General features: G+C 66.7%; 16 protein-coding genes. 4 read left to right on the top strand and 12 right to left on the bottom strand.

The window, feature by feature from the left end; translation table 11 throughout:
- Window positions 1-7 precede the first annotated feature (7 nt).
- Window positions 8-2359, top strand: a complete 2352-nt coding sequence (locus ACZ1II_RS13655; protein WP_465146925.1) for a putative bifunctional diguanylate cyclase/phosphodiesterase — start codon at window positions 8-10, stop codon at window positions 2357-2359.
- A 46-nt stretch (window positions 2360-2405) separates the two neighbouring features.
- On the opposite strand, the gene ACZ1II_RS13650 is transcribed toward ACZ1II_RS13655, so the two are convergent.
- Window positions 2406-4952, bottom strand: a complete 2547-nt coding sequence (locus tag ACZ1II_RS13650) for a penicillin-binding protein 1A (protein WP_465146924.1) — start codon at window positions 4950-4952, stop codon at window positions 2406-2408.
- 186 nt (window positions 4953-5138) lie between these two features.
- Complete coding sequence (locus ACZ1II_RS13645) at window positions 5139-6008, bottom strand: N-acetylmuramoyl-L-alanine amidase family protein (protein ID WP_465146923.1); 870 nt, start codon at window positions 6006-6008, stop codon at window positions 5139-5141.
- Between the two features lie 694 nt (window positions 6009-6702).
- On the opposite strand from ACZ1II_RS13645, the gene ACZ1II_RS13640 reads away from it, so the two are divergent.
- The 3 genes from ACZ1II_RS13640 (at window position 6703) to zapE (ending at window position 11838) form a co-directional block, all read left to right on the top strand.
- Entirely contained in the window at window positions 6703-9543 is a 2841-nt protein-coding gene (locus ACZ1II_RS13640; RefSeq protein ID WP_465146922.1) for an Rne/Rng family ribonuclease, read from the top strand.
- A gap of 306 nt (window positions 9544-9849) precedes the next feature.
- The gene (locus tag ACZ1II_RS13635; protein ID WP_465146921.1) at window positions 9850-10632 is read left to right on the top strand and encodes a succinate dehydrogenase iron-sulfur subunit; all 783 of its coding nucleotides are present in this window, start codon (window positions 9850-9852) and stop codon (window positions 10630-10632) included.
- Between the two features lie 90 nt (window positions 10633-10722).
- Window positions 10723-11838: a cell division protein ZapE gene (zapE, locus tag ACZ1II_RS13630; RefSeq protein WP_465146920.1), complete on the top strand. Its 1116-nt coding sequence runs from the start codon at window positions 10723-10725 to the stop codon at window positions 11836-11838.
- A 383-nt stretch (window positions 11839-12221) separates the two neighbouring features.
- On the opposite strand, the gene ACZ1II_RS13625 is transcribed toward zapE, so the two are convergent.
- The 10 genes from ACZ1II_RS13625 to ACZ1II_RS13580 form a co-directional block, all read right to left on the bottom strand.
- Entirely contained in the window at window positions 12222-14522 is a 2301-nt protein-coding gene (locus ACZ1II_RS13625; RefSeq protein WP_465146919.1) for an EAL domain-containing protein, read from the bottom strand.
- Window positions 14523-14762: 240 nt separating this feature from the next.
- Window positions 14763-16658, bottom strand: a complete 1896-nt coding sequence (locus tag ACZ1II_RS13620; protein ID WP_465146918.1) for an XrtA/PEP-CTERM system amidotransferase — start codon at window positions 16656-16658, stop codon at window positions 14763-14765.
- A gap of 10 nt (window positions 16659-16668) precedes the next feature.
- A complete protein-coding gene (gene xrtA / locus ACZ1II_RS13615; protein ID WP_465146917.1) occupies window positions 16669-18222 on the bottom strand; it encodes an exosortase A in 1554 nt (517 codons plus the stop codon).
- On the bottom strand, window positions 18212-19438 hold the full coding sequence (locus ACZ1II_RS13610) for a TIGR03087 family PEP-CTERM/XrtA system glycosyltransferase (RefSeq protein WP_465146916.1): 1227 nt from the start codon (window positions 19436-19438) through the stop codon (window positions 18212-18214). The genes xrtA and ACZ1II_RS13610 overlap by 11 nt, the downstream gene beginning before the upstream one ends.
- Window positions 19438-20514 carry a FemAB family XrtA/PEP-CTERM system-associated protein gene (locus ACZ1II_RS13605; protein ID WP_465146915.1) on the bottom strand — a complete coding sequence of 359 codons (1077 nt, stop codon included), beginning with the start codon at window positions 20512-20514 and terminating at the stop codon, window positions 19438-19440. Before ACZ1II_RS13605 ends, ACZ1II_RS13610 begins: the two co-directional genes overlap by 1 nt.
- Window positions 20511-21392 (bottom strand): XrtA system polysaccharide deacetylase, encoded by an 882-nt coding sequence (locus ACZ1II_RS13600; RefSeq protein WP_465146914.1) that lies wholly within the window; start codon window positions 21390-21392, stop codon window positions 20511-20513. Before ACZ1II_RS13600 ends, ACZ1II_RS13605 begins: the two co-directional genes overlap by 4 nt.
- Before the next feature lie 47 nt (window positions 21393-21439).
- Window positions 21440-22642, bottom strand: a complete 1203-nt coding sequence (locus ACZ1II_RS13595; protein WP_465146913.1) for an XrtA/PEP-CTERM system-associated ATPase — start codon at window positions 22640-22642, stop codon at window positions 21440-21442.
- 18 nt (window positions 22643-22660) lie between these two features.
- Entirely contained in the window at window positions 22661-24364 is a 1704-nt protein-coding gene (locus tag ACZ1II_RS13590; RefSeq protein WP_465146912.1) for a preprotein translocase subunit YajC, read from the bottom strand.
- Between the two features lie 26 nt (window positions 24365-24390).
- Window positions 24391-25455: a P-loop NTPase family protein gene (locus ACZ1II_RS13585; RefSeq protein ID WP_465146911.1), complete on the bottom strand. Its 1065-nt coding sequence runs from the start codon at window positions 25453-25455 to the stop codon at window positions 24391-24393.
- Between the two features lie 9 nt (window positions 25456-25464).
- Entirely contained in the window at window positions 25465-26985 is a 1521-nt protein-coding gene (locus ACZ1II_RS13580) for an XrtA system polysaccharide chain length determinant (RefSeq protein WP_465146910.1), read from the bottom strand.
- Window positions 26986-26991 lie beyond the last annotated feature (6 nt).

Genomic DNA, 26991 nt, shown 5'->3' with positions numbered 1-26991 from the left:
CTGAAATGTGAGAAAGCGGCCCCACGCCATTCAACCGCTCCCGAAGGAGCTGCCGGTCTCCGCGATCCTCGGGCTGCACCAGCCGGCGGAAGGAGATTGGGCGCGCCTGCGGGGCATCCAGTACTCCTGCCTCGGCCGGGCGCCGGTCGCACGTGCTGCCACGCAGCTGGCGGCGATGCTGGCCGCAGTCGCACTGCTGGCGCCGCGCCTCGACCTGACCCTCGTGCTGGCCTGGGCCATGCTCGTCTGTGCGTCGGTCTGGTACGGCGCCCGCATCGACCGAATGGTTTCCGCGGTCGAAAGCCGCAGCCTGCATCCCGGCGAGACCCGCGCCTACATCGCCGCCACTCTGCTCAAGGGGCTGGTCTGGTCGATCCCGGTCTGCGGTTTCGGGCCGTTTCTCGATCCTCAGGTCCAGGTCAAGCTCTGGACCGTGATCGCGATGCTGATGACGGCTTTCGCCGTGCTGATCCCCGGCATACCGCTGGGCACGCTGGTCTTCACAGGCCTTGTCGGCGGCTCTGCCATCCTCTGCTTTCTGCTGGTAGGCCTGATCGACATGGCACTCGTCGCCTCCGCCTTCATCGCCGTCCTCGTCGCTGGCGTGATCCAGTCCGCGCGGCAGTTCCTGACCGGGAAAGTCGCCGAAGCGGGCATGGTCGAGCGCGACGAAGTGGTCTCGCTGCTCCTGCGCGAATTCGAGGATGGCGAGGCCGACTGGCTCTGGCAAACCGATCCCGCCCGCCGCGTCCGCGCCGTCTCCCCGCGCTTCGCCTTTGCGCTCGGCAAGCAGGCGCGCGAGATCGAGGGCCTTTCGTTTCTCCAGCTCATCGCGGGAGCGGACTGGGAAACCGGCGATTTCCCCGCCAGCCTCCACGACCTTGCCGAGCGCCTCAAGCGCCGCGAGAAGTTTTCCAACCTGCTGGTCCGCGTCACCATCGGCGGCAGGGCGCGCTGGTGGGAGCTTTCCGGCACCCCGCAGATCGACGAGAACGGCCAGTTCGACGGCTTTCGCGGCGTCGGCTCCGACGTCACCGAAGCGCGGGAGAATTCCGACAAGATCGCCTGGCTCGCCCGCTACGATCCGCTCACCGGCATGCCCAACCGGCTGATGCTGGGAGAGGCTCTGGGCGAGGCCCTGTCCCATGCCGCGCAGTGGCGCCTGCGCTGCGCTTTCCTGATGATCGACCTCGACCGCTTCAAAGCGGTCAACGACACGCTCGGCCACCACGTCGGCGACCAGCTGCTCGCCCGCGTGGCGGAGCGGCTCAAGGAACAGATGACCGAACGCGAGGTCTGCGGCCGTCTCGGCGGCGACGAATTCGCCATCGTCGTCCGTGACGCTTCCGACCTCGGCTATGTCGAACGCGTCGCGCAGCGCGTGATCCAGAGCCTGTCGCAGGCCTACGAGATCGACAATCACACGCTGTTCGTCGGCGCCTCGATCGGCTCGGCCATCGGCCCGCGCGACGGCGAGGCGGTGGAGACGCTGATGCGCAATGCCGACCTCGCGCTCTACCGCTCGAAGGACGATGGCGGCAATGCGCACTTCTCCTATGAACCCGCGCACCATGCCCATGCCGAGGAGCGGCGCAAGCTGGAATCGGCCATGCGCACCGCCCTGGAGCGCAAGGAATTCGCGCTGCACTTCCAGCCGGTCGTCGATGCGCAGAACGAGACCGTCGTCAGCTTCGAGGCGCTGCTGCGCTGGAACAGCGCCGAACACGGCGCCGTCAGCCCGGTGAAGTTCATCCCGCTCGCCGAGGATACCCGGCTGATCCTCCCGATCGGCGAATGGGTGCTGCGCGAAGCCTGCCGCGAAGCGATGAACTGGCCGGACCATGTGCGCGTCGCTGCCAATGTCTCGGGCGAGCAACTGCTCGATCCGAATTTCGTTACCGGCGTCGTCTCGGCCCTTACCGAGAGCGGGCTACCCGCCGCGCGGCTGGAGCTGGAAGTGACCGAGAGCATCTTCCTGCGCGATGCCACGCTCGCCCGCTCGGCGCTCGAAAAGATCATGGCGCTGGGTTGCAAGGTGGCGCTCGACGATTTCGGCACCGGCTATTCCTCGCTCGGCTATCTGCGCAAGCTGCGCTTCTCGACCATCAAGATCGACCGTTCCTTCGTGCAGGGCGCGGCCACCGGCAATGCGGAAAGCCTGGCGATCGTCCGCGCCGTCGTGGCCATGGCCGACAGCCTCGGCATGTCGACGACCGCCGAGGGCGCCGAGACCGAGAAGGAAGTCGAGATGATCCGCAAGCTCGGCTGCCGCAAGATCCAGGGCTATTACTATGGCCGCCCGATGACCGCGAAAGACGCGCTCGCGCTGTTCCGCAACCACGCCTTTACGCCGGTGTGATGGCGGAGCGGCGCCGAAGCGCCCCCACGCCGACCCGAACCCTGGATCAGTAGACGCCGCCCTGCTGCTCGGCAAAGTCCTGCACGTCTCCGGCCCGCGCCGCAGCCGCCGCCTGGCGCGATTCCTGCACCCCGCGAATCTGCGCGACGAGGGCATCGCGGCGGCGGGCGAACTCATCCTCCGGCGAATACTGGCGCGGTTCGGTGTCGGGCTTGAAGGCCTCCCAGATCACCGCGGACTTGGGATCGTTGCCCGGCTCCGCGCCCATGACCTGCTTGCCGCTGACACGGTCGATCCGCACCATGCGGATACCGGCAGGCGCGACGAAGGGCTGCGTGCCCCAGCGCTCCTTGGTGGCCTGGACCACCTGCTTGAAGATCGGCGCGGAAATGCGGCCGCCCTGGGCATAGCCGCCCAGCGAGCGCGGCGTGTCGTAGCCGAGGTAGACGCCGCCGACATAGTCCTGCGTGCCGCCGACGAACCACACGTCGGTCGGGCCGTTGGTCGTGCCGGTCTTGCCGAACATCGGAATGCCGAGGTCGCGCAGCGTGACCGCAGTACCTCGCGTCACCACGCCTTCGAGCATGTGCACCACCTGATAGGCGGTCCCGGAATCGAGCACCTGCTTGCCGCGCCGCTGGATGCGCGGCATCGGCTTGCCGTCCCACTCGGGCATGTTGCAGGTATCGCAGCGGCGGTTGTCGGACTTCCAGATCACCTTGCCATTGCGGTCCTGCACGTAGTCGATCGGCGAGGAGGCGAACTGCACGCCGTTGTTCGCCAGCGCCGAATAGGCGTTGACCATGCGCGAAACCGTCGTCTCGCCCGCACCGAGCGCGAACGAGAGGTAGGGCTTGTAGTCGCCGATGCCGACCGTCTTGAAGGTCTTCACCACGCGGTTCATGCCGGTGTCGTTGGCGATGCGCACGGTCATCAGGTTGCGCGACTGTTCGAGACCCCAGCGCATCGTGTGGCTGCCCGAGCCGCCCTCGCCGCCGAAGTTGCGGAAGCACTTGTTGCCCAGCGAACCGCCCTGATAGACGCAGAAGGTGCTGTCGAGCACCTGCGTCGCCGGGGTCATGCCGTATTGCAGGCCGGTGGCATAGACGAAGGGCTTGATCGTCGAGCCGGGCTGACGCTCGGCCTGAACCGCGCGGTTGAAGGAATCGAGCCCGGAATCGAACCCGCCCTGCATCGCCATGATGCGGCCGGTGCCGGGCTGCTCGATGACCATGCCGCCCGAGACTTCGGGGATCGTCCGCACCGCATAAGTGCCCGAGGACACCGGCGCGGCGGCCACGAGATCGCCCACTTTGGCGAGTTCGGAAATGTTGGTCAGCGTGGAGATATTGCCGTCAGCAAAGCCGATCCGCCCGGTGGAGCCGCTGCGGTCGAGGATCACGCCGACGCGCCAGTCCTTGTAGTCGATCGTCTTGTTGGAAACGATCAGCTGCGACTGCCAGGTGCTCATGTCGTCGATATGGGCGATCGGCCGCGACCAGGCGCGCGCGCCCTGATAGCGCAGCAGACCCGCGCGCAAGGCATCGCGCACCGCGTCCTGCATCTGGTAGTCGAGCGAGGTACGCACCCAGAGGCCGCCGGCATAGACGCTGTTCGGACCGTCCTCGGCCTTCTCACCATACTGTTCGATCAGGCGGCGGCGCACTTCCTCGATGAAGTAGCCATTGCCGGTGGGGTAGGTCTCCACCCGGCGGGCGATCAGGCCGAGCGGCTGCGCCTTGGCAGCATCGGCATCGGCGCGGCTGACCCAGCCGTTGGTCACCATCTGGTCGAGCACCCAGTTGCGGCGCTCGATCGCCATGCCCTCGTACTGCTTGCGGCCGTAGCGTTCCGGCGCCTTGGGCAGGATCGCCAGGAACGCCGCCTCATGAAGCTGGAGCTGGTCGACGTCCTTGCCGAAATAGGCGCGGGCCGCCGCCTGCACGCCGAAGCTCTGGCGGCCGAGCGGAATCTCGTTGAGATAGAGTTCGAGGATCTGCTGCTTGTTCAGCACGCTCTCGATCCGGCGGGCGACCACCATTTCCTTGAGCTTGCGGGTGACGGAATATTCGTCGCCGATCAGGATGTTCTTGGCGACCTGCTGGGTGATCGTCGAACCGCCGCGCGCGCGGCCGCCGGTGCCGAGCTTGGCGGCATAGTCCACCACCGCGCCGGCAAGCCCGGTCACGTCGACGCCGCCGTGGGTCCAGAAGGTCTTGTCCTCGGCGGAGAGGAAGGCATCGATCAGCGGCTTGGGGAAATCGACGTAGCGCAGCTGCACGCGGCGTTCGCGGGCATAGCTGTAGACGATCGCACCATCGACGCCGCGCACCATGGTCGGCAGCGGCGGCTGGTATTCGAGCAGCTTGCTGGCGTCCGGCAGGTCATGCGTGAAGGCAACCCATAGCCCGCCCAGCGCGACGAGGCCGACCCCGCCGACATAGGTGAAACGCCGGAGCCACTTGCGCTCGCGCCAGGCCCCGCCGAATGCGGCGAAGGGCCGGGTGAAGCGCGAACCGGCGCCGCGATGGATGCGATAGTGGGCGTCCTCGGGCGGCTGCTCGGCGCCGTTGTCGATGATCTCGTCGGTCATTTCGACTGCCCTCTAGAGCATTTCGAGGTCAGGTGGAAACACCCGAGCGCCCGGAAAATGCGGCAACAACAGATTAATCGGAGACTGAGCCGCTCCGGTCGCGCGGTCCTAGCACGCCCTTTTCCGGCAAGGCCAGACGCCCGGCACTCTTTTCGTCGCAGCGCTGGCTCTGCCAGCAGTTCCGTTTCAAGCGCCCACCTTGCGCGCAAAATAGGCGCGGATGGCGCGGGCGGCAGCATCGGCCAGCGCCTGCTGCCCCTTGCGCGAGCCGAGCAGTTCGGCATCCGCCGGGTTGTTGATATAGCCGGTCTCGAACAGAATCGAGGGAATGTCCGGCGCCTTGAGCACGGCGAGCGCGGCGGTCTGGACTTCGTCGCGGTGCAGGCCGAGCCCGGCGCCGCGCATCTCGCGCAGGACCAGCTCGCCCACTTGCGTCGACCCTGCCTGCGTGCCGCGCTGCGACAGGTCGAGCAGGATCGCGCCGACCGTCTGGCTGGTCTGCGCCAGCGCCACGCCGTTGACCCGCCCGGCCTGGTTTTCCCGCGCGGCAAAGCGCTCAGCTGCCTCGCTCGATCCCTTTTCCGAAAGGACGTAGACGCTGGCACCGCGCGCGGAATCGGCATCGGCGCTGTCGGCATGGATCGACACGAAGAGGTCGGCGCCGAGACGGCGCGCGATGTCGGGCCGGTCCGGCAAGGCGATGAAGCGGTCGGCATCGCGGGTCAGCGCCACGCGGATGCCGCCGCTTTCGAGCAGGCGGTTGCGCAAGGCGGTGGCGATCCGCAGCGCCACGGTCTTTTCCTTGAGGTCGCCCTGCCCCGCGCCCGGATCGAAACCGCCGTGCCCGGCGTCGATCACCACGAGCGGGCGGCTGGCGTCGGGCGGACCATCGATGCGCGGCAGGTCCACCGGCATGTTGCCGTCGGGCAGGTCGAAACGGACGACGTAATCGAGATCGCGCGGCGAGAGCACGAAACGCGGACCAAGCACCCACAACGCAATCACCAGCGCCAGAGGCGCCGACAGGATCATGGCGAGCTGGATCGGGCGCGACATGGCCTTTGACTAGGATTCCACCACCCGCCCCGCAATCCCGCCACGACGCGCTTTTCCCCCGATTTCACGCCTCTGGCGGCAATTCCGGAAGCGATATGACACACAGTTCGGCAATGAACTTGCCGTACAGTGTCTTGAATGCTAGGCCGTTCCGACCCGGGATAAAAAAGCCTCGGTTCTCGCATTCCGGAAAGACGCCGCTTCGAACGGCGCCGGGCAGGACCGACGCATGACCGACAAGGCCAAGTCCAAGACCGACAAGGCCAAGTCCCGGCCGTCAAAAACCGGAAAATTCGTTCCGGATCGAACAGGTTGACGCGAGAGATGAGAAGCCAATTGCCGCCTTGCCAGCCGACGCCCGAACGGGCGGTGGCGGTGTGGGCGCAATTCTTCGCGTGTCCGAAATCGCCACGCGCACTTCCGCTCGCAGACACGCCCGCACGTCTCTCGGCACTCCGCCGCAAGACCGCAGGCACCCCCGCGCCCTCCGGCGCGGCAGACAGAAAAACCGTCGCACTCGGGGCGCTGGATTGCCCCGTTTCACAACTTACCCATGCCCGCTTGGAGACAGGCCGTTTCGAGGCAGGCCTTGCCGCATCCGGCAGGCCTCATGTCCTCACGGCGGGCTTCATCGAACAGACACGCGCCGCCCCGGCTGATCCGGCCAGGGCAGAGCGCGCACGGAGAATACACAATGGCAACGCGCATGCTCATCGATGCGCGCCACCCGGAAGAAACGCGGGTGGCGGTACTCAAGGGAAATCGCATTGAAGAGTTCGATTTCGAATCGGCCGACAAGAAGCAGATAAAGGGCAACATCTACCTGGCGAAGGTCACCCGCGTGGAACCTTCGCTCCAGGCGGCCTTCGTCGATTTCGGCGGCAATCGCCACGGCTTCCTGGCCTTCAGCGAAATCCACCCCGACTATTACCAGATCCCCAAGGAGGACCGCGAGGCCCTGCTGGCGGAAGAAGCCGCCCATGCCGAGGAAGAAGCCGCGCTGCGCGCTTCGGAAGGCGATGACGAGGACGAAGACGGCGGCGAAGGCTACGACGACGGCGGCCTGACCGAAGTCGACACGTCCGAGAAGGACCAGGTCGCCACGATCGAGGACGGCGCCGTCGAGAACGGCTTCGAAACCGCTGACGAAGAAGCCTCCGAGGAAGAAAACGGTGGCCGTGGCCGCCGTGGTCGCGGTCGCCGCCAGGGTGGCCGCAGCGGCGGTCGCTCGAAGGAAGCCGACGAACTGCGCGCCAAGCGCATGGCGCTGCGCCGCCGCTACAAGATCCAGGACGTGATCCACCGCCGCCAGGTGCTGCTGGTGCAGGTCGTCAAGGAAGAGCGCGGCAACAAGGGCGCGGCCCTCACCACCTACCTCAGCCTCGCGGGCCGCTACTGCGTGCTCATGCCGAATTCGAGCCATGGCGGCGGCATCAGCCGCAAGATCAGCTCGGCCTCGGACCGCAAGCGCCTGAAGTCGATCATCGCCGAAATGGACCTGCCGCGCTCGATGGGCTGCATCGTCCGCACGGCGGGCCTCCAGCGCACCAAGACCGAGATCAAGCGCGACTTCGACTACCTCGCCCGCCTCTGGGACGAGCTGCGCGAACAGACGATGCGTTCGGCCGCCCCGGCGCTGATCCATTCGGACAGCGACCTCATCAAGCGCGCCATCCGCGACATCTATAACCGCGACATCGAGGAAGTGATCGTCGAGGGCGAGGCCGGTTACCACGCCGCCAAGGACTTCATGAAGCTCCTGATGCCCAGCCACGGCCGCAAGGTTAAGCCTTACGCCGATCCCGTCCCGCTGTTCCAGCGCTTCGGCGCCGAAGACCAGCTGACCGCGATGTACGACCCGGTCGTGCAGCTGCGTTCGGGCGGCTACATCGTCATCAACCCGACCGAGGCGCTCGTCTCGATCGACATCAACTCGGGCCGCGCCACCAAGGAGCACGGGATCGAGCAGACGGCGGTTGCCACCAACCTCGAAGCCGCTGCCGAAATCGCTCGCCAGCTGCGTCTGCGCGACATGGCCGGCCTGGTCGTGATCGACTTCATCGACATGGAGTACGGCTCGAACGTCCGCAAGGTCGAGAAGGCGGTCAAGGAAGCGCTCAAGAACGACCGCGCCCGCATCCAGGTCGGCCGCATTTCCAGCTTCGGCCTGATGGAAATGAGCCGCCAGCGCCTGCGCACCGGCGTGCTGGAAGCGACCACCCGCTCCTGCCCGCACTGCGACGGCACCGGCCTCGTCCGCACCGCCAGCTCGGCGGGTCTCTCGGCGCTGCGCCTCATTGAGGACGAAGCAGCCAAGGGCAAGGGCGTCGTGGTTTCGCTCTTCGCCTCGACCGAAGCGGCGATCTACCTGCTCAACGCCAAGCGCACCGACCTTGCCGACATTGAGGACCGCTACGGCGTCACTGTCGAAGTGATCCCCGAAGGCGAGAACGAAGGCGCGAAGATGCGCGTGATCTCGTCCGGCCCGCGCAATGAGTTCGTGCCGCGCTTCGATCCGATCGCCGAAGACGTCGAGGACGACTTCATCGACGAAGAGGAAGAGTTCGAGGAAGAAGAGCGCGAAGAACCGCGCGGCCGGGGCGAATCCCGCGGCGAAACCCGTGACGAGGACGATGAAGGCGGCTCGCGCCGCAAGCGTCGGAAGCGTCGCCGGGGTCGCGGTCGCCGTGACGAGAACGGCTCGGAAGAGGCTTCCGAGTTCGAAGCTGAGGGCGAAAGCGACGTCGCAGCCGAAGACGGTGAAGCGGAAGCCGAAACCGACGGCGAATTCGCTCCTGCCGCGGAAGGCGACGAATCGGAGGCACCGCGCAAGCGTCGTCGCCGTGGCGGTCGTCGTCGGCGCGGACGTCGCGACGAGAACGGTGAAGGCGGCGAGAACGGCAGCCAGGAATCGGCCGAAACCGTGACCGAAGCCGAGGAACCCGTCGAAGTCGTCGCCGAAGTGGTGGTTGCCGCCGAACCGGTCGTCGAGGCCGAGGAAGCCCCCGCCAAGCCGAAGCGCACCCGTCGCAAGAAGGCCGAAACGGTCGAAGCCGTAACCGAAGCTCCGGTCGCCGAAGCGCCGGCTGCCGAGGAAGAGGCTCCGGCCAAGCCGAAGCGCACCCGCCGCAAGAAGGCCGAGACGGTCGAAGCCGTAACCGAAGCTCCGGTCGCCGAAGCGCCGACTGCCGAGGAAGAGGCTCCGGCCAAGCCGAAGCGCACCCGCCGCAAGAAGGTCGAGGAAACGGCCGAAGCACCTGCAGAAGCTCCGGCCGCCGAGGAAGCGCCTGCCAAGCCGAAGCGCACCCGCGCCCGCAAGGCCGACACTGCCGAGGCTACGGAAGCCCCCGTCAAGCCCGCGCGCAAGACTGCGACGAAGGCCAAGCCCAAGGCTGCCGCCAAGGCCACTGCCGAACCGGCAGCCGAAGAGCCGGTGGTCGCAGCCCCCGCCAACGACGAGACCGTCGCAGCCGAGTCTTCGGACGATGGTTCGGCCCCGCGTCGCGGCTGGTGGCAGCGCACCTTCGGCAACTGATGGCCGGACACTGACGGTGAGAGGGCGGCTAAAACCGCCCTCCTCCAAACCAGCCGATCAAAGGCCCCGCACGGCAACGTGCGGGGCCTTTTCTTATCCAGCTCCGCGTTTCGATCGCCCGCGATTCATTTGCCTCACACCGGGAATCGTTCGCCTGCCGCAATCCCGCGGGACCGATTTGCAACACCCTGAGGCCACGAAACCGCTATCATACGCACTCTGGCCCTTGCCCCACGCGGTTGAATCGCTAAGGGGACATTCACAGTCGCGGTTCGTGCCGCAGTGCAAGATCACGGGGATTTCTTCATGGCGAGCTTCACCCTCCCGGCCAACAGCAAGATCAAGAAGCAGGGCAAGGTTCACAAGGCTGAAGGCGCAACGCGCGTCAAGAAGTTCACCGTCTACCGCTACGATCCGGATTCGGGCGAAAACCCGCGCTACGACAGCTTCGAGATCGACCTCGACAACTGCGGCCCGATGGTTCTCGACGCGATCATCAAGATCAAGAACGAACTCGATTCGACGCTGACCTTCCGCCGGTCGTGCCGCGAAGGCATCTGCGGTTCCTGCGCGATGAACATGAACGGCAAGAACGGCCTCGCCTGCACCACCGCGATCGAGGACCTCAAGGGCGATATCCGCATCACCCCGCTGCCGCACATGGAAGTGATCAAGGACCTCGTCCCCGACTTCACGCACTTCTACGCGCAGTACGCCTCGATCCGCCCCTGGCTGCAAACGGTTTCGACCACGCCTTCGGGCAAGGAACGCCTCCAGAGCCCCGAACAGCGCGAAAAGCTGGACGGCCTCTACGAGTGCATCCTCTGCGCCTGCTGCTCGACCTCGTGCCCGAGCTACTGGTGGAATTCCGACAAGTTCCTCGGCCCGGCGATCCTGCTCCAGGCCTATCGCTGGCTGGCCGACAGCCGCGACGAAATGACCGGTGAGCGCCTGGACGAGCTGGAAGATCCCTTCCGCCTCTACCGCTGCCACACGATTATGAACTGCGCGAACGTCTGCCCCAAGGGCCTCTCGCCCGCGCGTGCGATCGCCGAAATCAAGAAGATGCAGGCCGAGCGTCAGGTCTGAGTCTTCGGACCCGACCTCCCTCAACCGCGCTGACCCCGTGTCGTTCGAACCCGCCCTCGCCGCAGGCCGTCCCTTCAAGGTAGGCGTGCAATGACCGCGATGCTCGAACGCTACGAAACGCTGGTCGCGACCGGCGAGCTTCGTTCCGATCCGGAACAGGCCGCCGCCGCGGAGCGATTGAACCAGCTCCAGCGCGAGATCTACAAGGCGCGGACGTCCACCGGCCTGTTCGGCAAGCTGCTGGGCAAGAAGGCCCCCTCTCCGCGCGGCCTCTACATGTGGGGCGGCGTCGGGCGTGGCAAGTCCATGCTGATGGACCTGTTCCACCAGACCCTCGACATTGAGGAAAAACGCCGCATCCACTTCCACGCCTTCATGCTGGAAGTCCACGCGCTGCTGCGCGAGGAACGCCGCAAGGAAAGCGGCGACCCGATCCCGCCGGTCGCGGCGACCATCGCCCGCAACGTGCGCGTTCTCGCCTTCGACGAGATGGTGGTGAACAATTCCGCCGACGCCATGATCATGAGCCGGCTGTTCACCCACCTCATTCTCGACGAAGGGGTGACGATCGTCACCACCTCGAACCGGGCGCCGAAGGACCTCTACAAGAACGGCCTCAACCGCGAGCATTTCCTGCCCTTCATCGACCTGATCGAGAAGGAACTGGACGTGCTGACGCTCAACGGCCCGACCGACTACCGCCTCCACCGTCTGGGGGGCATGGCCACCTGGTATCATCCGCTGGGCGAGCACGCCACGGAGCAGGCGCGCGAGGTCTTCTACCGTCTGACCGACTATCCGCCGGAAGACAGCGAGCACGTGCCTTCTGCCGATATCGATGTGGGCGGCGGACGCATGCTACACGTGCCCAAGAGCCTCAAGGGCGTGGGCGTGTTCAGCTTCAAGCGCCTCTGCGGCGAAGCCCGCGGCGCGGCGGACTATCTCGCGATCGCCCGCGCCTATCACACGGTCCTCATCATGGGGATTCCGAAGATGGGGCCCGACCGCCGAAACGAGGCCGCACGTTTCGTGACGCTGATCGACGCCCTTTACGAGAACAAAGTCAAGCTGATCGCAGCCGCCGATGCGGCGCCGGAAGATCTCTACGAAGCCGGCGACGGCCGCTTCGAATTCGAGCGCACGGTCAGCCGTCTCAACGAGATGCAGAGCGCCGATTACCTAGCCATGGGCCACGGCGAAGACTGAAATCGTTAACAGTTTGCGAATCAAACGTTAACGCGGACGCCTTCAAGGGCTTTCGCGTTAACCGATTCTTGTCCGAGCAAAGCGACTTCACCCCAAGTCGTTAACAGACCGGCGGCAATAAAAAACGCCCTGCTCCGATGCCGGAGAGGACGTCAGAATGTTCCCGGAACATGCCAGACCTGCATTAAAACCCTGATTTACTGGGTTTTCATACCCCATAACGAGAAAGTGCGGCACTTCTTGCGAAGTGCCGCACCCGATTGATTATTAGCGGCCGAGGCTGCCCCAGTTCCAGCTGTACATAACATTACCCCATGTGAACCGCCGCTATTTTGCGGCTGAGGACATGGATAACAATAGGTTAAGAAGTCATCAAGACTTTTTTAACCAGTTCGTCGCGGCTCTCTTCCCACGATCTGCGTGAGGAGGTCCCGGAACGGGACGGGACGGCTGACATAGTAGCCCTGGATCGCATCGCACTGCATGGCGCGCAGGATTTCGAGCGCCGCCTGGGTCTCGACGCCCTCGGCCACCACGACCCGGTCCTGCGAGTGGGCCATTTCGATGATGGACTGCACCAGCAGCAGGTCTTCCTTGTTCCCTTCCATCGCCTGGATGAAGACCTTGTCGATCTTGACCTCGGTAGCCGGAAGATAGCGCAAATAGTCGATCGTAGCGTTGCCGGTGCCGAAATCGTCGATGGAGAGGCGGATACCGGACTGGACCAGCTTCTGGAGCATCTGGAAGGTCCGCGAGCTGCGGTCGAGACGGTCGGTCTCGGTGATCTCCAGAATGAGCTTGTCCGCCGGCAGACCGTACATCGTGAGGATTTCGGCGATCATGCCCGGCAGCCCCGGATTACGGAGAAGCTGGGCAGAGATATTGACCGACATGCTCATGTCGAAACCATGGCGGCGGAGTTCGACCGCCGAACGCACGGCATCGTCGATCACGAACCGCGTGATCCGCTCGATCCGGTGGAATTCCTCGGCAATGCGGATGAACTTGTCCGGGCTGATCGGTCCGCGCTCGGGATGCGTCCAGCGCACCAGCGCCTCGGCGCCGGTCACGCGGTTGCTGGCGACGTCGAGCTTGGGCTGATAGGCAACCCAGACCTCGCCGTTGTCGATCGCCCGATCGAGCTGGGTAAGCAGCGAGATTTCCCACTGCGCCTCATGCTTGCGGCTGTCGAACTTGTAGACGAGCTCGTCGTTGCGCACGGCCTCCTCGGCCGATTGCATGGCGCTGGCGACGCGGCTCGACACCGGGCGGTCGAACTCCGAATCGATGCCGCAGTTGAACGAGAGGTCGATATCGAGTCCGCCGACCTGGATGCCGTTCTGGACGATTCGGTGCAGACCTTCGAGGTTCTCAAAGAGATCGAAGGTGCTGCGGATCGTCGAGAGCCACATGAACATGCCGCCCTCGTGGTAGACCGTAACCTCGCTGTCGCTGATGCGAATACGACGGACGATCTCGTTGGCGACTTGCCCCTCGACGTGTTCGGCGAAGCTGCCGATGATCGCGCCGTAATTGCGGATTTGAAGCGCCACGAGGATGCGGCTTGAAACCGCGTCGTACTTGCGCAGGACCTGTATGCTCGGCAGCCCCGAACCCGAATTGGTTTCTCCGGCGACCTCGACACGGTCGAGATTGCGCATGCGGAACACGGCCACGGCCGCCATCGCGATCGCGGGAACGATATCCACCTGGATGCGGAACTGGTCGAGTGCCAGAGGAGCAACGATCAGGACCGCGACCAGCCCCGTGAACCGATAGATATCGAGCACGCGGCCTCGGCCAAGCCCGGTCAGGACAACGCCCAGCACCAGAAGGAATGCCGGAAGCCAACCCAGCTCGATCGGAACGCCTTCCTTCAGGGTTTCCGCCGCGATCGCATGGAAAAACGCACCGGGAGCATAACCCTGCGCAGGAAGAGTGTGGAGGTCATGATAGACTTCCGCGCTCGGCGCGATGATCACGTCCTTGCCGCGAACCGCCGCCTTGTCGAACCGCCCCTTGAGGATATCGACGTAGCTAACCGTCGGGATGGTCGTGTAATCGATGGCATAGTCCGGACGAAACACACGGTCGCTGGGTCTAGTCACGCCGGCGATCTTCGCCGCCATGCTTGGTATGGTGCCCACCGGGCTGTCGGACGAAAATGGCAGGCTGATGCTCAGGTTGAAGGGATGATCCAACGCCAGGAGTGACACGGCATCGGCATGCTCAAGAAACGCGCGCGGCGGCGTGCCGGCGGCGTAATTCCCTCGCGGCCCATCCTTGGCCGGCATCGCGCCCAGGAACACACGGTTCGGAAACGCCTTTAGCGCTTCCAGGAACTGGTCGCGGCCCGCTTCCTTGTCACTATCGTTCAGGAAACGATCGATAAACACCCGCTTGACGCCCGCGCCCTGCAGGTTGCGGATCACATCTGCATCATTCCCACGCGTGACGTCGAGAACCTCCAGTTCCTCAAGCGTCTTGCCGTCCTGCAAGACCATGACGATCTCACCCTTGGACGGGTGCATGCGCAGCCAGGTGCGCCCGTTGACCAGCACATCCTCCAGCGGCAGCGCGGCGCCGGTCACGCCCAGGACGACGCCGGTCAGCGCCGCCCAGAAGACGATCCGGAACCGGGCGCTCTTCCAGATTTTCGCGATCCACGCGCGCAGGTCAGGCATGATTTCCTCGCAAATTCATCCCCTCAGCGCCCATTTGCAGGACATGGCCTTCCACAGCGGAAAGCGTCCGCATTTCAATCGTGTACTGACGACCTGCTCTCTTCATGGACGCCCTGCAATAATGGTGTCGCTGCCCGGACTAGAGCAAAGGTCCTAAGAAGAAGTTAGGTTAACCCGCCTTCACTATAGATTTTCGGAATCCCTGGTTAGCGCAGCTAAGTCCCGGGAAAAGAGGAAAAATCAGACTATGCCCAAATGGGTCAGCGATTTCTCCAGCATCAGGAGCTGCCATAGCAGACGCGAATGGTCGCTTCTGCCGGCAATATGCTCCTCGACCAGGCCGCCGAGGCGCGGCGCATCGAGCCAGCCGGTTCGGGCGAGCGTCGCGCTGGAGGCGATTTCCCGCGCCGATTGCGCCAGCGGCCCGCGAAACCACTGGGCGATCGGGGTTACGAAGCCCTGCTTGGGCCGGTAGAGAATCTGCTCGGGCAGGAAACGCCGCATGGTCCGCTTCATCAGCCACTTCCCCTGCCCGCCGCGCACGCGCAAGCTTTCGGGAAGGCTGGCCGCGAACTCGATCAGGCGATGGTCGAGCAGCGGCTCGCGCGCTTCGAGGCTGACCGCCATGCTCGCGCGGTCCACTTTGGTCAGGATATCGCCGGGCAGCCAGTGCTTGAGATCGGCATATTGCGAGCGGTCGAGGCCAGAGCGGGCCGGAGCGGCGCGCATCATGTCGAGCACGGACTGTTCGGCCCGGTAGTCCCCGCGCAGGCGGCGGAAATCGTCGGAATAGAGCCGGTCCCGCAGTTCCGGCGGGGTGAAGCCGATGGAGCGGGCATAGCCTTCCGCACTGTCCGCCGCCAGCGAGAGCAGCGTGGACTTCGCCCGTAGCGGACGCGGCGCCCAGTCCGCCTTCGGATAGAGCGACCCGAGCGTGCCGAACACTGGCCCGCGAATCGCCTGCGGGATCAGCCCGCGCACACGGTCCTCGCCGCGCTGGAAGATATGGCGGCGATAGCCCGCAAAGGCCTCGTCCGCTCCATCGCCGGAGAGCGCCACCGTCACCGATTCGCGCGCCAGTTGGCAGACCCGCCAGGTAGGCAGCGCAGAGGCATCGGCGAAAGGCTCGTCGAACATCGCCGCGAGACCGTCGATCGCCTCGAAATCATCGGGCGAGACCTGCCGGGCGCGGTGGTCGGTGCCGAACTGGCGGGCGATCTGCGCGGCATAATCGCTCTCGTCGAGCGCGGCGACGTCGAAGCCGATCGAGCAGGTCCTGACCGGCGCACCGCTCGCCTCGGCCATGAGCGCGACGACGCTGGAGCTATCCACTCCGCCCGAGAGGAAGGCGCCCAGCGGCACGTCAGCGACCATGCGCGAAGTGACCGCCTCGCGCAGCAGGTGGAGCAGTTCCGCTTCGAGGTCTTCCACCTTGCCCTTGCGGCGCTCGGCGAACGAAATGTCCCACCACTGGACCGGCCGGGGCAGCGGCGCGCCGTGGCGCAGCAGCAGCGAATGGCCCGCGGGCAGCTTGGTCACGCCTTTCAGGATCGAGCGCGTATCGGGCACGTAGCCCCAGGCGAGATAGTCCTCGACCGCCAACGGATCGATCTCGCGGCGCAACAGGGGATGGGCGAGCAGCGCCTTCAATTCCGACCCGAAGGCGAGGCTGCCGTCGCTGAGCGGCGCGAGGAACAGCGGCTTCACGCCCAGCCGGTCGCGGGCGAGGAACAGGGTCCGCGCATCGAGATCGTAGATCGCGAAGGCGAACATGCCGTGGAGGTGGGTGACGCAGTCCGGTCCCCAGCGCTGCCAGGCGGCGAGAATCACCTCGCTGTCGCCGTCGGTGCGGAACTGTGCGCCGGTGGCGCGCAGTTCGCGCCGCAATTCGCGGTAATTGTAGATCTCGCCGTTGAAGACCAGCATCGCCCGCCCGTCCGGCGAGGCCATCGGCTGGGGCGAACCGGCCACGTCGATGATCGAGAGGCGCCGGTGGCCCAGCGCCACACCGGGCGCGGTCCAGACGCCGCTGCCGTCCGGCCCGCGGTGCGCCAGCGCGTCGCACATGGCCTCTACCCGCGCCGGGTCCACCGGCTTGGGCGTTTCGAGATGATAGATACCGGCGATTCCGCACATAAGTGCTGGCCTAGCGGAGCCCGGTCACGCGGTCCATCCACGCGCCGGTCGGCCCGCTCGCGGCCTGGAAACGGACAATCGCATCGGCAGCGTCCCGGCCTTCCGACGAGAGGATCAGCATCGCCGTGGGACTTGCACGAAGGCGCAGGTTTCCGCCGATGACGGCGAGCTTGAGGCGGGTATTGCTGCCGCTCAGCAGGTCTCCGGTGCGATACCAGGTCACGGTGAGACGCTCGACCTTGCCGCCGCCCAGCAGGCGTTCACTGCGGCCTGCTCCGAAGGCGGGACCGGGTGATTGCCACGACCAGGCGGTGCCCGGCGTCAGGGCGCCCTGCCCGAAGCCGCCCGCTTCGCGGCCCTCGCCCTGTCCGGCGTAGAGCGCGACGAAGACATCGACCTTGCGGCCTTCGCTATCGGCATAGCGGCCGAGCAGGCGGTGGTCGGCGCCTTCCGCGCGCGGTTCCCACCAGATCGCCGGAGTGTAGTCCACGCGCTTCCAGCCGGGCACTTGCGGCAGGTCGATCCGCTGCGGCAGCGGCGCCGCGAGCGTGTCGCCGCGATGCGCCCAGGCCTTGGCGCCCACCAGCATCAGCGCCAGCGCGGCCAGTACGACCGCCGCCGGGACGCGCACGCGTTCGAGACGGCCCAGCATCGGCGCCTGCACGATGGCCTCGGCGTCGATCATCGGCGCATCGAGGGGCCGGTCGAAGAAGCGCCAGGCGCCCGCGATCACCAGCGCGAGCACCACCGCGAAGAACACCCAGCCGTAGACGATATGGTCGAAACCCGCCGCTTTCTCCACGCCGACGATCTGTGCGGCATAGATCGTGCCCCAGGCACGCACGCCGTTGGCGAAGATCGGCACGAGCAGGCAGGCCAGCATTATCCCTGCGCGCCGCCGCCAGCTGGTGAAGCAGACATTGGCGGCGAGCGCTCCGAAAGCGATCATAGCGATTAGGAACTTCACGCCGGAGCAGGCCTCGGCCACCTCGAAAAGGCCCGCAGGCGTATCGATGAACACGCCGTCGATGGTCGCGGGAATGCCGCTGACATGGGTGAGCGCGACGGTGATCTTGGCGGTGATGGTCTGGAGCACTTCGACCAGTTCCTCGCCCACCGGCACGAGGAAGGCCATGTAGCAGAGCGGGAAGAACAGCCCCGCCGTCACCCGCGGCCCGAGCAGCAGCGGCACCGTCGCGCCGAGCATCGCCACCGCGCCTGCCTGCCGCGCCAGATCGAGACCGGACAGCGCACCAAGCAGCCAGAGGAACGCCGCCCCCGCCATCAGCACCAATCCCGGCCACCAGCACAGCGGCACAAGCTTCGCCAGTTCGCCGCGTCGCTGCCAGACCAGCCAGCCGAGGATCGGCGGGATCAGCACGATGTGATTGTACGTCGAGATATCCCACCACTGGCGCGCCATCGCCGCCCAGTCGCCGAAGAAGGCGGCCAGCAGCACGAGCGCGGCAAGGCTCCAGCGGATCAGCGCCGGGCGCCACGGCGCTGGCACATTCTGCCAGTGCCAGCCCGAGGGCGCCTTGGCGGCCAGAGTCTCAGGCGGCATCGGTCAGGCTTTCCTTCTCCATGCCGATCATGCGCGGCAGTACGGCCAACGCAGCCTCCCAACTAGCATGGGCGCAAATCCATTCGCGCGCAGCCTGCCCCATGGCGCGGCTGCGGTCTTTGTCATGGGCAAGCGCGATGACGGCATCGGCCAGCGCCGCGTCGCTTGTCGCGACAAGGAAATGTCGTCCGTCCTCCGCCTCGATTCCTGTCGCGGCGCCCGGCGAGAGCACGACCGGCAGTTCCACCGCCATCGCCTCCAGCACCTTGTTCTGCACCCCGCGCGCGATTTCCAGCGGCACCAGCGCCATGTCGGCAGCCGCGAGCCAGGGGCGAATGTCCTCGACGCGGCCCCAAACATGAACGCCCTCGCGGCCATGGTGGGCGAGCAGCGCAGGCGGCGGATTGCGCCCGACCACGTGCAGGCCCGCATCCGGGCAGCGGGCGCGGACCAGCGGCAGGATGCGGGTGATCGCCCGCTCCACTGCCGCGATATTGGGGGCGTAGTCCATCTGGCCGGTGAACACGAGGCGCGGCCCTTCTATAGCCGACATGCGCGGCTCCGGCGCTACGCCTGCGGGGTCGAAAAGCGTGCTGTCGATGCCGTTGCCCATCGCCTCGACCGTGCAGGCCGGATCGTCCAGTCGCGCGGTGAACAGTGCCGCCTCGGCCTTGCTGACCAGCAGGGTGCGGTCGGCGCGGCGCGCGATGCGGGCTTCCTCGGCGCGGAGGAGGCGCGCTTCGCGGCGCTCCATCCAGCTACGGAAGCCGCGCCCCTCGGCGCCATAGGCCTCGAACTTGGCCGAATCGACATCGACGAGATCGACGATCACCCGCCCGCGGAAATGCCCGGGAACATATTGCGCCATCTGGCCGGAGAAGACGAAGATCGTCTCGATCGGGCGGCTGCGCAGAACTTCCTCGACCCATTGCGCCATGCGGCAGTCGTGAAAGGCTGTCAGGCTGAGCGGAAGGCCCTTGGCGAGTGCCTCGATTCCCGCGCGCGGCAGCGACTTGCCGCGTGCGAGCAAGAGATGGCTTGCCGCCAGCGCCGCCATATCGCCCTCGCAGGCATGGTCTGCCGCGTCGTCCGCGAAGCAGCCGAGATGCACCGGCGCCAGCGACGCCAGCGCCTTGAGCACATTGTGCGAGCGGATCTTGTCGCCCCGGTCCGGCGGGAACGGAATGCGGTGCGCGAGGAAGAGGATTTCGCCCATCAGCCGATGCCGCGCGCGATCAGCGGTCCGAGCCGGTTGGCCACGGACAGCGGCAGGCGCTGCCAGAGTTTGATCTGGAGCGAGAGCTTCGAACTGGTCGGATCGGCCTCGCGCTTCTTGGCCCCCGGTGCGGTCCAGGCTGCATAAGTCAGCGGCTCCGGCTCGAAGCCCCAATTGCGCTTGAAGTGGTAGGCCCCGCTGCCAGTCTTGGAGCGGCCGAAGTCGAACAGAGTGCAACCGCGCCGCCGGGCATGGAGCATCAGCTCGTAATACATCCGGTCGTTCGCGCGCAGGGCGCGTGCTTCGTGAGTGCCGCCGCCCCAGTAAGGCATCGCCGCGCCGCGATGGTAGAGGGTGATGACGCTGGCGACCGGGCGCTCCTGATGGCGCACGGTCAGCACATCGGCGTCCTCCCCGAAAGCATCGAGAACGGCATCGAGCAGGCCGCGTGGGAAAACCGGGGTGCCGAGATTGCGATAGCTTTCCGCGAAGACCGCATAGTGCGCCGCGCGGTCGCGCTCGGAGGTGCCGATCTCCACGTCGAGATCGTTCGCCAGCGCCTTGCGGACCTCGGCGCGCTGCTTGCGGGGAATGTCGAGCAATTGCGCCTCGTCATCCGCCGCCAGCGGGCGTGCGAAGTTGCAGTGGCTCTCAGTCCTGAGCGCCCAGCTTTCTCCCGCTTGCGGCAGCACGCCGCCGCGCAGTTCGATCGCCGGGCAGGACTGGCGCAGCGCCAGTTCCTCCAGCGCCGCGAAAATTGCCGCGACATCGGCGCCCTCAACCGCCAGCAGCCCGCCGCCGACCGCAAAGCCGGACGAGGCCAGCAGCCTCCCGAAGACCGGCGAATGAATCGCATCGAGCGGCAGGAAAGCGAAAATCTCGCCCTGCCGCTCCTCGATCAGCGCCAGCGCGCGGTTGCCCGTCGCCTTCGCGACCGAGACGAACCAGGCCGGGCGGTGGAATGGAGTCGCCTGCGGGTGGCGGGCGGTGAACAGTTCCAGCCGCGCAATTTCGCCGGGATCGTCGAGATCGACCAACCGCACCGCGCCCGCCACCGGAGCGAAAGGCGCGTTCATGCCGCCAGCGCTTCCTGTAGCGGCACTGCCCGCTCGGCCTCGCGCGCGGCGAGTTCGTCCATCCGCCCCCAGCGGAAATCGCCGATGAGCTGGCGCAGCTTGCCCGCCATGACGCCGAGATTGGTATAGTGCCGCAGGCGCGAGCGCAGCGGGGCATCGGAGACGCGCGGCTGGTTCGGGTCGATCTCCCAGGGGTGGAAATAGAACACCGCCGGACGGCCCGCGCGATTGACCTGCCGGATCGCCCAGCGCGAGAAACCGTAAGGCAGCACGCGGAAGAACCCGCCGCCGCCCGCCGCCAGCCGCCGTCCGGCGAACGTCGCGGTCGTCACCGGAATCTCGACGAGCGGACTGTCCGCCAGCGGGTGGAAGGCGAAGCGCGGCGCCTCGCGCCAGCCGTAGTGATCGTGCGCGATCGGCGCGACGCTGGAGCTATAGGCATAGCCCTGCTCGGCCAGCACCTCGAAGGCCCAGGGCGTGCGCGCGTCGATGGAGAAGCTGGGCGCGCGGTAGCCGCTCACCGCGACCCCGGCGGCGTCCTCGATCGCCTTGCGGCTCATGTCGAGATCGCGCGCGAACGTCGCGGCATCCATGCGGAACACCCGCTCGTGGTCCCAGCCGTGGCTGGCCATCTCGTGCCCGGCCTCGGCGATGCGGCGCAGCAGGCGGGGATGGCGCACCGCCACCCAGCCGAGCGTGAAGAACGTGCCCTTGACCCCCGCTGCGTCGAACAGCGCGAGGATATCGTCGCAATTGCGCTCGACCCGCGTGCGGATGGCGGGCCAGTCGGCGCGGTCGATCACCGTCTCGAAGGCGCCGACCTGGAACCAGTCCTCGACATCGACCGAGAGGCCGTTGATGGGTCGGGTGTCGTTCATGGCGTCCATCCTTGTCGGCTCGGTGCGAGGGCAGTCAGGCCGGAAACTCAGGCAGCCTGGCGCTGGCCGTCGCCGCCCTCGAACCATTCGATCAGCATCGTCAGCGTGTGGCGCAAGGTGCGTTCCTGCTCTTCCAGACGGGCCTCCAGCCGGGCGCTTTGCGCCGCCGCCTGAGCGAGCTGGTCCTGCAGCGCCGCAACGCGCGGGTCTTCGCCCGCAGCGCCCGCGTCCTTCTGGCGCTCGACATTCGCCGCCAGTTCGAGAACCGCGTGCTGAAGTTCATCGATCTGCGAATCGCGCCCGGCCAGAGCCGCCTCGATCAGCGCAATCGCTGCCTTGGCATCGAGCGCGTCAACGTGCGGTGCAGCGCCTTGCGCGGGCGCAACGGGCGCCTCATCCTCGGCAAGAGGCTCGCTCTGGCAGACGAGGTTGCGGGTGCCGTCCTCGTCCAGTTCGTCGAGCACGTCGTGCAGCATGTCGAGGTCGATCAGCGAACGCTGCTCCACCGCGCCGAGCAGGAGCAGGCGACTAACGATCTGGTTGATCCGGCGCGGAATGCCCCCCGTGGCCTCGTGCACTTCGGCGAAGACGCGGTGATCGAAGCCCGGATTGCCCTTCCAGCCCACGCAGTTCAGGCGGTGCTCGACATAGGCCTGCACTTCGCGCGGCTCCATCGCGGTCAGGTGATGAGTGGCGATCACCCGCTGGCGAAGCTGTTCGAGCAGCGGGCTTTCCAGCAAAGTCGTGCGGAATTCGGGCTGGCCAAGCAGCAGGGTCTGGAGCAGCGGGTGCGAACCGAGCTGGAAGTTCGACAGCATGCGCAGCTCCTCGACCGCGTCGATCGCCAGGTTCTGCGCCTCGTCCACGATCAGCAGGCAGCGGCGGCCCGCGCGGGCCTCGGCATGGAGGAAGCTCTCGATCGCGCCGAGCGCCGAGGCCTTGTCATGCCCGGCCACCGGTAGCCCGAAGGCCTGCGCGACGACATGGACGATCGCCTCGCCGTCGAGCGCGCTGGTGACGATGCAGGCGGCGGTGAGCCGCGCCGGATCGATCGTCGCCATCAGGTGCGACACGAGCGTGGACTTGCCCGCGCCGACTTCGCCGGTGATGACCACGAAGCCCTCGCCCTGCGCCAGGCCATAGCCGAGATAGGACAGCGCCTTGCGGTGCGTCGCGCTCTCGAAATAGAAGGCCGGATCGGGCGTCAGCTGGAAAGGCCGGCCCTCGAACCCGTAGAATTGGTCGAACATCCCTGCTCTCCTTCGCAATCAGAAGCTGTAGCGCAGGCCCGCCAGGGCCGACGCGGTCCAGTAGTCGTCGTAAAGCGGATCGTCGCGGGTCACCCCGTCGATCCCCAAGGCCACGCTCGCGCGCAGGCGGCGAGCGAGCATGCGATAATAGCCGAGCGTGGCGCCGTAGCCCGTGACATTGCCGGTCAGGGCGTCGCTGCTGTTCAGCCAGTTGGCGTAGACATTGGCCGACCAGCCCGCATCGCGGCCGAGCTGGCCGTTGAGATAGGCGGCGATCCACCAGTTCTCATCGACCACGCCGTCGGCAGCGGCAAGCACGGTGTTGCGCCCGGCGATGAAGTCGCGGCGGTCGTAACCGGCGCCGATGCCCGCGGTCATATGGCCGATCTCGCGCGAATAGCTCGCGGCGATCCCGCGTCCGCGATAGACCGCCGAGCGCACCGAGCCGAGCGCGCCCGAGAGGCAGTTGTTGCCGTCGAGCGAGATCACGCAGCCGCGCAGTTCGCCGGTCACCGGGTCGCGCACGGCCACGAAGTCGTCCGGCAACTGGTCGAGCGCACGATTGAGCTGGCCGCCGAAGCCGCTGATGCTGTCGTAGACGCCGACGCTCAATTGGCTGCGGTCGTCCGGCGCATAGGCCAGCGTGCCGCCGAAGCTGGTCGAGCCGTAGCGGCGGCCGATATGGGCCGACAGCGAGGTGCGGCGGCTGGGGCGCCACATGACCGCGACATCCCAGAGCAGCCCGCTGACATCATAGGACAGCTCGCGCGGGGCGCTCTTGTCGGTGACGTAGCGACCGTCGCGGCCGATCACCGGATTGCCGTCGGCATCGCGCAGCGCATCGCGGCTGGAGACTTCGACATCCTCGTAACCGATCGCGCCGACGACCTGCACGGTACGGCTGACCGGCACCGTCACCAGCGCCCGCGCCTGCATGTCGCGCACGCGCTGGTCGAGGTTGGAGACGTCCTCCTGATAGAGACTGCCCGCAACGCCAAGGCCCACCGGGGCGATCACATACGGCGCGACACCGGCCTGAACGTCGGCCATCTGGGTCACGCTCTTGTCGAACAGGTCCGCCGCCGCGCCGCCGGGCACGGCGACATAGGCATCGGGCTGCTCGACTTTGGTGAAACCGGCGCGGTAGTTCGCCGAAAGGTCGATATCCCCGGCGCGGGTCTTGAACGAGGGGCCGCCGTAGACCGAGTAGATATTGGTGCGGGTAGTGTCGTTCACCAGCCCGCCGGAGAGCGCCGAGCCGCCGTTCTCGACGCGCGCCTGGGTCGCGAGCGCACCCGCTTCCAGTGTCAGGCCCGGCGTGATCGTGGTATAGCCGCGCACCAGCCCGCTGATCGCATCGCCGTCCCGCGCCTTGCGGCCCCAGCCGATGTAGCGCTCGTAGCGGACCGAGGCCGAGAGCGCATTGTTGCGCCCGGAAATGCCCGCGTCCACGCCTGCCGCCAGCTGGGTGTAAGTCAGCACGTCGCTGCCGGGCGAAAGCTGCGCGTCGACGATCTGGTCGATCTCGATATAGGGCGTCACTTCCAGACGGCGCGGCTTGCGCTCGCCGCGACCGGACTTGCCACGCCCGCCTGCATCCGACGAAGGCGCGGTCGCCTCATCGGAACCGCTGCCGACCTGATCGTAGCCTACCGTCTGCGCCTGTACGGACGGCGCCGTCGCAGCAGCCAGCGCGACCAGACTCAGCGTACCCAATTTCATCGTACTCAGTTTCATCTGGCGGGACGTCATCCCTTGTACCCGTAATAGGAGCCGAAGCGGCGACCGCTCGGGCTGAACTGCGCGTCGTTCAGCAGAAGCTGCACGTTCGGGCAGGCGTTCAGCAGCGAGATCGCATCTTCCAGCGCGCCCTGCCCGGTCCGGTCGGCGCGCACGATGACGACGGTCTGGCCGACGTACTTGGCAAGCTCAGCGGCGGGAGAGGCCGCCAGCGCGGGCGGCGAATCGAAGATCACCATGCGGCGCGGCGCGTTCTCGGTGAGCCGCTCCAGCACCGCTGCGGTGCGCGACGAGGACAGGTATTCGCTGTCGTTGATCGTGGTATCGCCCGCAGGCATGACCCAGAGACCGGGGATATCGGTGCCGAGCACGCAGGCCGCCGGATCGATCGTCTCGTCCATCAGCGCGTCCATCAGCCCCGGCCCGCCGGGAAGCCCGAGCGCGGACAGAATCGAGGGCTTCGCGAAGTCGGCATCGACCAGCAGGACTTCGCTTTCCTTCTCCGCCGCAATCGAAAGCGCAAGGTTCAGCGCGCAGTAGGTCTTGCCCTCGCCCGGATGGGGAGAGCTGATGAGAATGCGCTGCGCGGCGGCTCCGGCACCCTGACGGCGCAAGTCACCGGCCTGGACCAGCAGCTGGCGCTTCACGATGCGGAACTCCTCCAGCAGCGTGGTGACGGTGCCCTCGGGCACGATCAGGCCCTGTTCGCGAAGCTGCTCGCGGTCGACCGGATGATGCTCGCCATGGAAAGCGGGCGCGGGCTGCGGGACGGCTTCGGCAGGCGCTTCGACGGGAAGTTCGGCACCGAGACCCGGCGGCGGCGCGAACGGCGCAGGCGCCGCTACGGGTGCGCTGACGGCCTGTGCATTGACGGCCTGTGCGCTAACGACTGGCGCGACCGGCTCGGCAGGAGCCGGAGCCGCAGCTTTGCGCGCGGGTTCGGCGGGCAGCGGGCCGGGACGCGCGATCATCGCGTTGAAATCGAATTGTCCGGCGGCGCGCTCGATCAGCGATTCGCCGGGAGCGCGGGTCTTGTTCTGGCCCGAGAGCGGGATCTTGCTGTGCTGGGTCATTGCCGTTCCTCAGGCCACCATGCCGCGCTGGATGAATTCGACCGCCAGCAGCACCACGCAAAGCACGCAGAGCGCCGCGCCCGCACCGAAGAAATACTTGAGGCGGCGGCGGCGCAGCAGACGGACCTGATCGGTCACGTTCTGCGAGATCGCGCCGAGCACCGGGAGGCCCGTCGCCCGCTCCAGCCCCGCCGTCGTGGCGAAGACCGAACGCACCTTGCCGAGCGCAAAAGCCCCGGCGCAGCCGCCGACGAGACCGGCCATCAGCACCCCGACCAGCAGCAGCGGACGGTTCGGCGCCACCGGCTTGCGCGGCGTCGTCGGCGGATCGACCACCTGGAACTTCACTGCCTCGCGCTCGGTCTTCACTTCGCCGCGCAGGCGCAGTTCCTCGCGGTCCTGCAGGAGCTTGTCGTATTGCTGACGCAACACGTCATAGTCGCGGTTGATGCGCTGGGCCTCGGTGGCGAGTTCCGGGTCCTGGATCGCCGAGGCAGTCAGCGAAGCCACGTCGGACTGCAAGGCCGCCTTGCGCGAAGTCAGCGCCTGGACATTGGCGAGCCGCTCGGCGCGGATCGACTGGAGCGAGGAATAGGCCGGATTGGGCGCCCCGCCGCCGCTGGCCGCTTCCTGCGCCGCCGCGCTGCGAAGGCCCGCGATCTGGTTGCGCGCCACGATCACGTCGGGATGATTGTCGGTGAGGCCGCGCGCCTTCATGCTCGCCAGTTCGGCCTGCGCGGTGGCCAGCGCTCCGGCGGCACCGCCTGCCCCGCCGCCCGCCACCGAGCGGGGGGTTCCGGCAAGCTGCCCGTCGATCGCCGCCAGCGAGCTTTGCGCGGCGGAAAGATCGGCTTCCAGATCGCGGAGCTGGGTGCGCGAGCTTTCCAGCCGCTGCGCCACCGCCGCGCCGCCGAGCGCCATTTCGGGATGCTGCGCCTCGAAAGCGGTGCGGCGCTGTTCGGCGGTTTCCAGTTCCTTCTCGCGGGCGCGGAGCTGCTGGTTCACGAACGTCAGCGTCTCGACCATGTCCCCGCGGTCGCCCGAGAGGTTCTCCTCGCGGAAGATGTCGATCAGCTTCTGCGCCACTTCACGGGCCAGCTGCGCGTTCTCGGCATCGGAGAACGAGGCGTAATTGGCGGTCGCGGTGATCTCGAACAGATTGTCCTGCTGGGCGACCACCGAGACGTTCTTGCCCAGCCCCGCCACCGCCGATTCCATCTGCTTGGGCGACTGGATGGTGTCGCCCAGACGGGTGCCGCGCACGACTTTCTCAAGATTGACCGCGCTGGTCAGGGTCTGGCGGATACGTTCGATATCGCGCTTCTTGTCGGCCACGCCGATGCCGACCTGCTCGGCCAGCGCGTCGTCGAGCTGGATGAAGATCCGCGCGCGCGACTCGTAAGTGTTCGGGATCAACGCGATCGCCAGCCAGCCGAGCAGGCAAATCGCCCAGGCCGCCGCCAGCGCGATCCAGCGCCGGTGCCAGACGCTGTGGAGCGCCGCCAGCAGTTCTTCGTAGAGGCCGTTCATCGCGCC

The organism is Novosphingobium sp. BL-S-20 (assembly GCF_055521635.1).
This window is presented reverse-complemented; position numbering and strand designations above follow the sequence as displayed.

Bases quoted from the DNA above. Each gene is read 5' to 3' on its own strand.
- ACZ1II_RS13625 (WP_465146919.1), bottom strand. From the start codon at position 14,522: ATGCCTGACCTGCGCGCGTGGATCGCGAAAATCTGGAAGAGCGCCCGG.
- ACZ1II_RS13640 (WP_465146922.1), top strand. From the start codon at position 6,703: ATGGCAACGCGCATGCTCATCGATGCGCGCCACCCGGAAGAAACGCGG.
- ACZ1II_RS13620 (WP_465146918.1), bottom strand. From the start codon at position 16,658: ATGTGCGGAATCGCCGGTATCTATCATCTCGAAACGCCCAAGCCGGTG.
- ACZ1II_RS13580 (WP_465146910.1), bottom strand. From the start codon at position 26,985: ATGAACGGCCTCTACGAAGAACTGCTGGCGGCGCTCCACAGCGTCTGG.
- ACZ1II_RS13585 (WP_465146911.1), bottom strand. From the start codon at position 25,455: ATGACCCAGCACAGCAAGATCCCGCTCTCGGGCCAGAACAAGACCCGC.
- ACZ1II_RS13595 (WP_465146913.1), bottom strand. From the start codon at position 22,642: ATGTTCGACCAATTCTACGGGTTCGAGGGCCGGCCTTTCCAGCTGACG.
- ACZ1II_RS13600 (WP_465146914.1), bottom strand. From the start codon at position 21,392: ATGAACGACACCCGACCCATCAACGGCCTCTCGGTCGATGTCGAGGAC.
- ACZ1II_RS13645 (WP_465146923.1), bottom strand. From the start codon at position 6,008: ATGTCGCGCCCGATCCAGCTCGCCATGATCCTGTCGGCGCCTCTGGCG.
- ACZ1II_RS13610 (WP_465146916.1), bottom strand. From the start codon at position 19,438: ATGGGCGAAATCCTCTTCCTCGCGCACCGCATTCCGTTCCCGCCGGAC.
- xrtA (WP_465146917.1), bottom strand. From the start codon at position 18,222: ATGCCGCCTGAGACTCTGGCCGCCAAGGCGCCCTCGGGCTGGCACTGG.
- zapE (WP_465146920.1), top strand. From the start codon at position 10,723: ATGACCGCGATGCTCGAACGCTACGAAACGCTGGTCGCGACCGGCGAG.
- ACZ1II_RS13590 (WP_465146912.1), bottom strand. From the start codon at position 24,364: ATGAAATTGGGTACGCTGAGTCTGGTCGCGCTGGCTGCTGCGACGGCG.
- ACZ1II_RS13635 (WP_465146921.1), top strand. From the start codon at position 9,850: ATGGCGAGCTTCACCCTCCCGGCCAACAGCAAGATCAAGAAGCAGGGC.
- ACZ1II_RS13650 (WP_465146924.1), bottom strand. From the start codon at position 4,952: ATGACCGACGAGATCATCGACAACGGCGCCGAGCAGCCGCCCGAGGAC.
- ACZ1II_RS13605 (WP_465146915.1), bottom strand. From the start codon at position 20,514: ATGAACGCGCCTTTCGCTCCGGTGGCGGGCGCGGTGCGGTTGGTCGAT.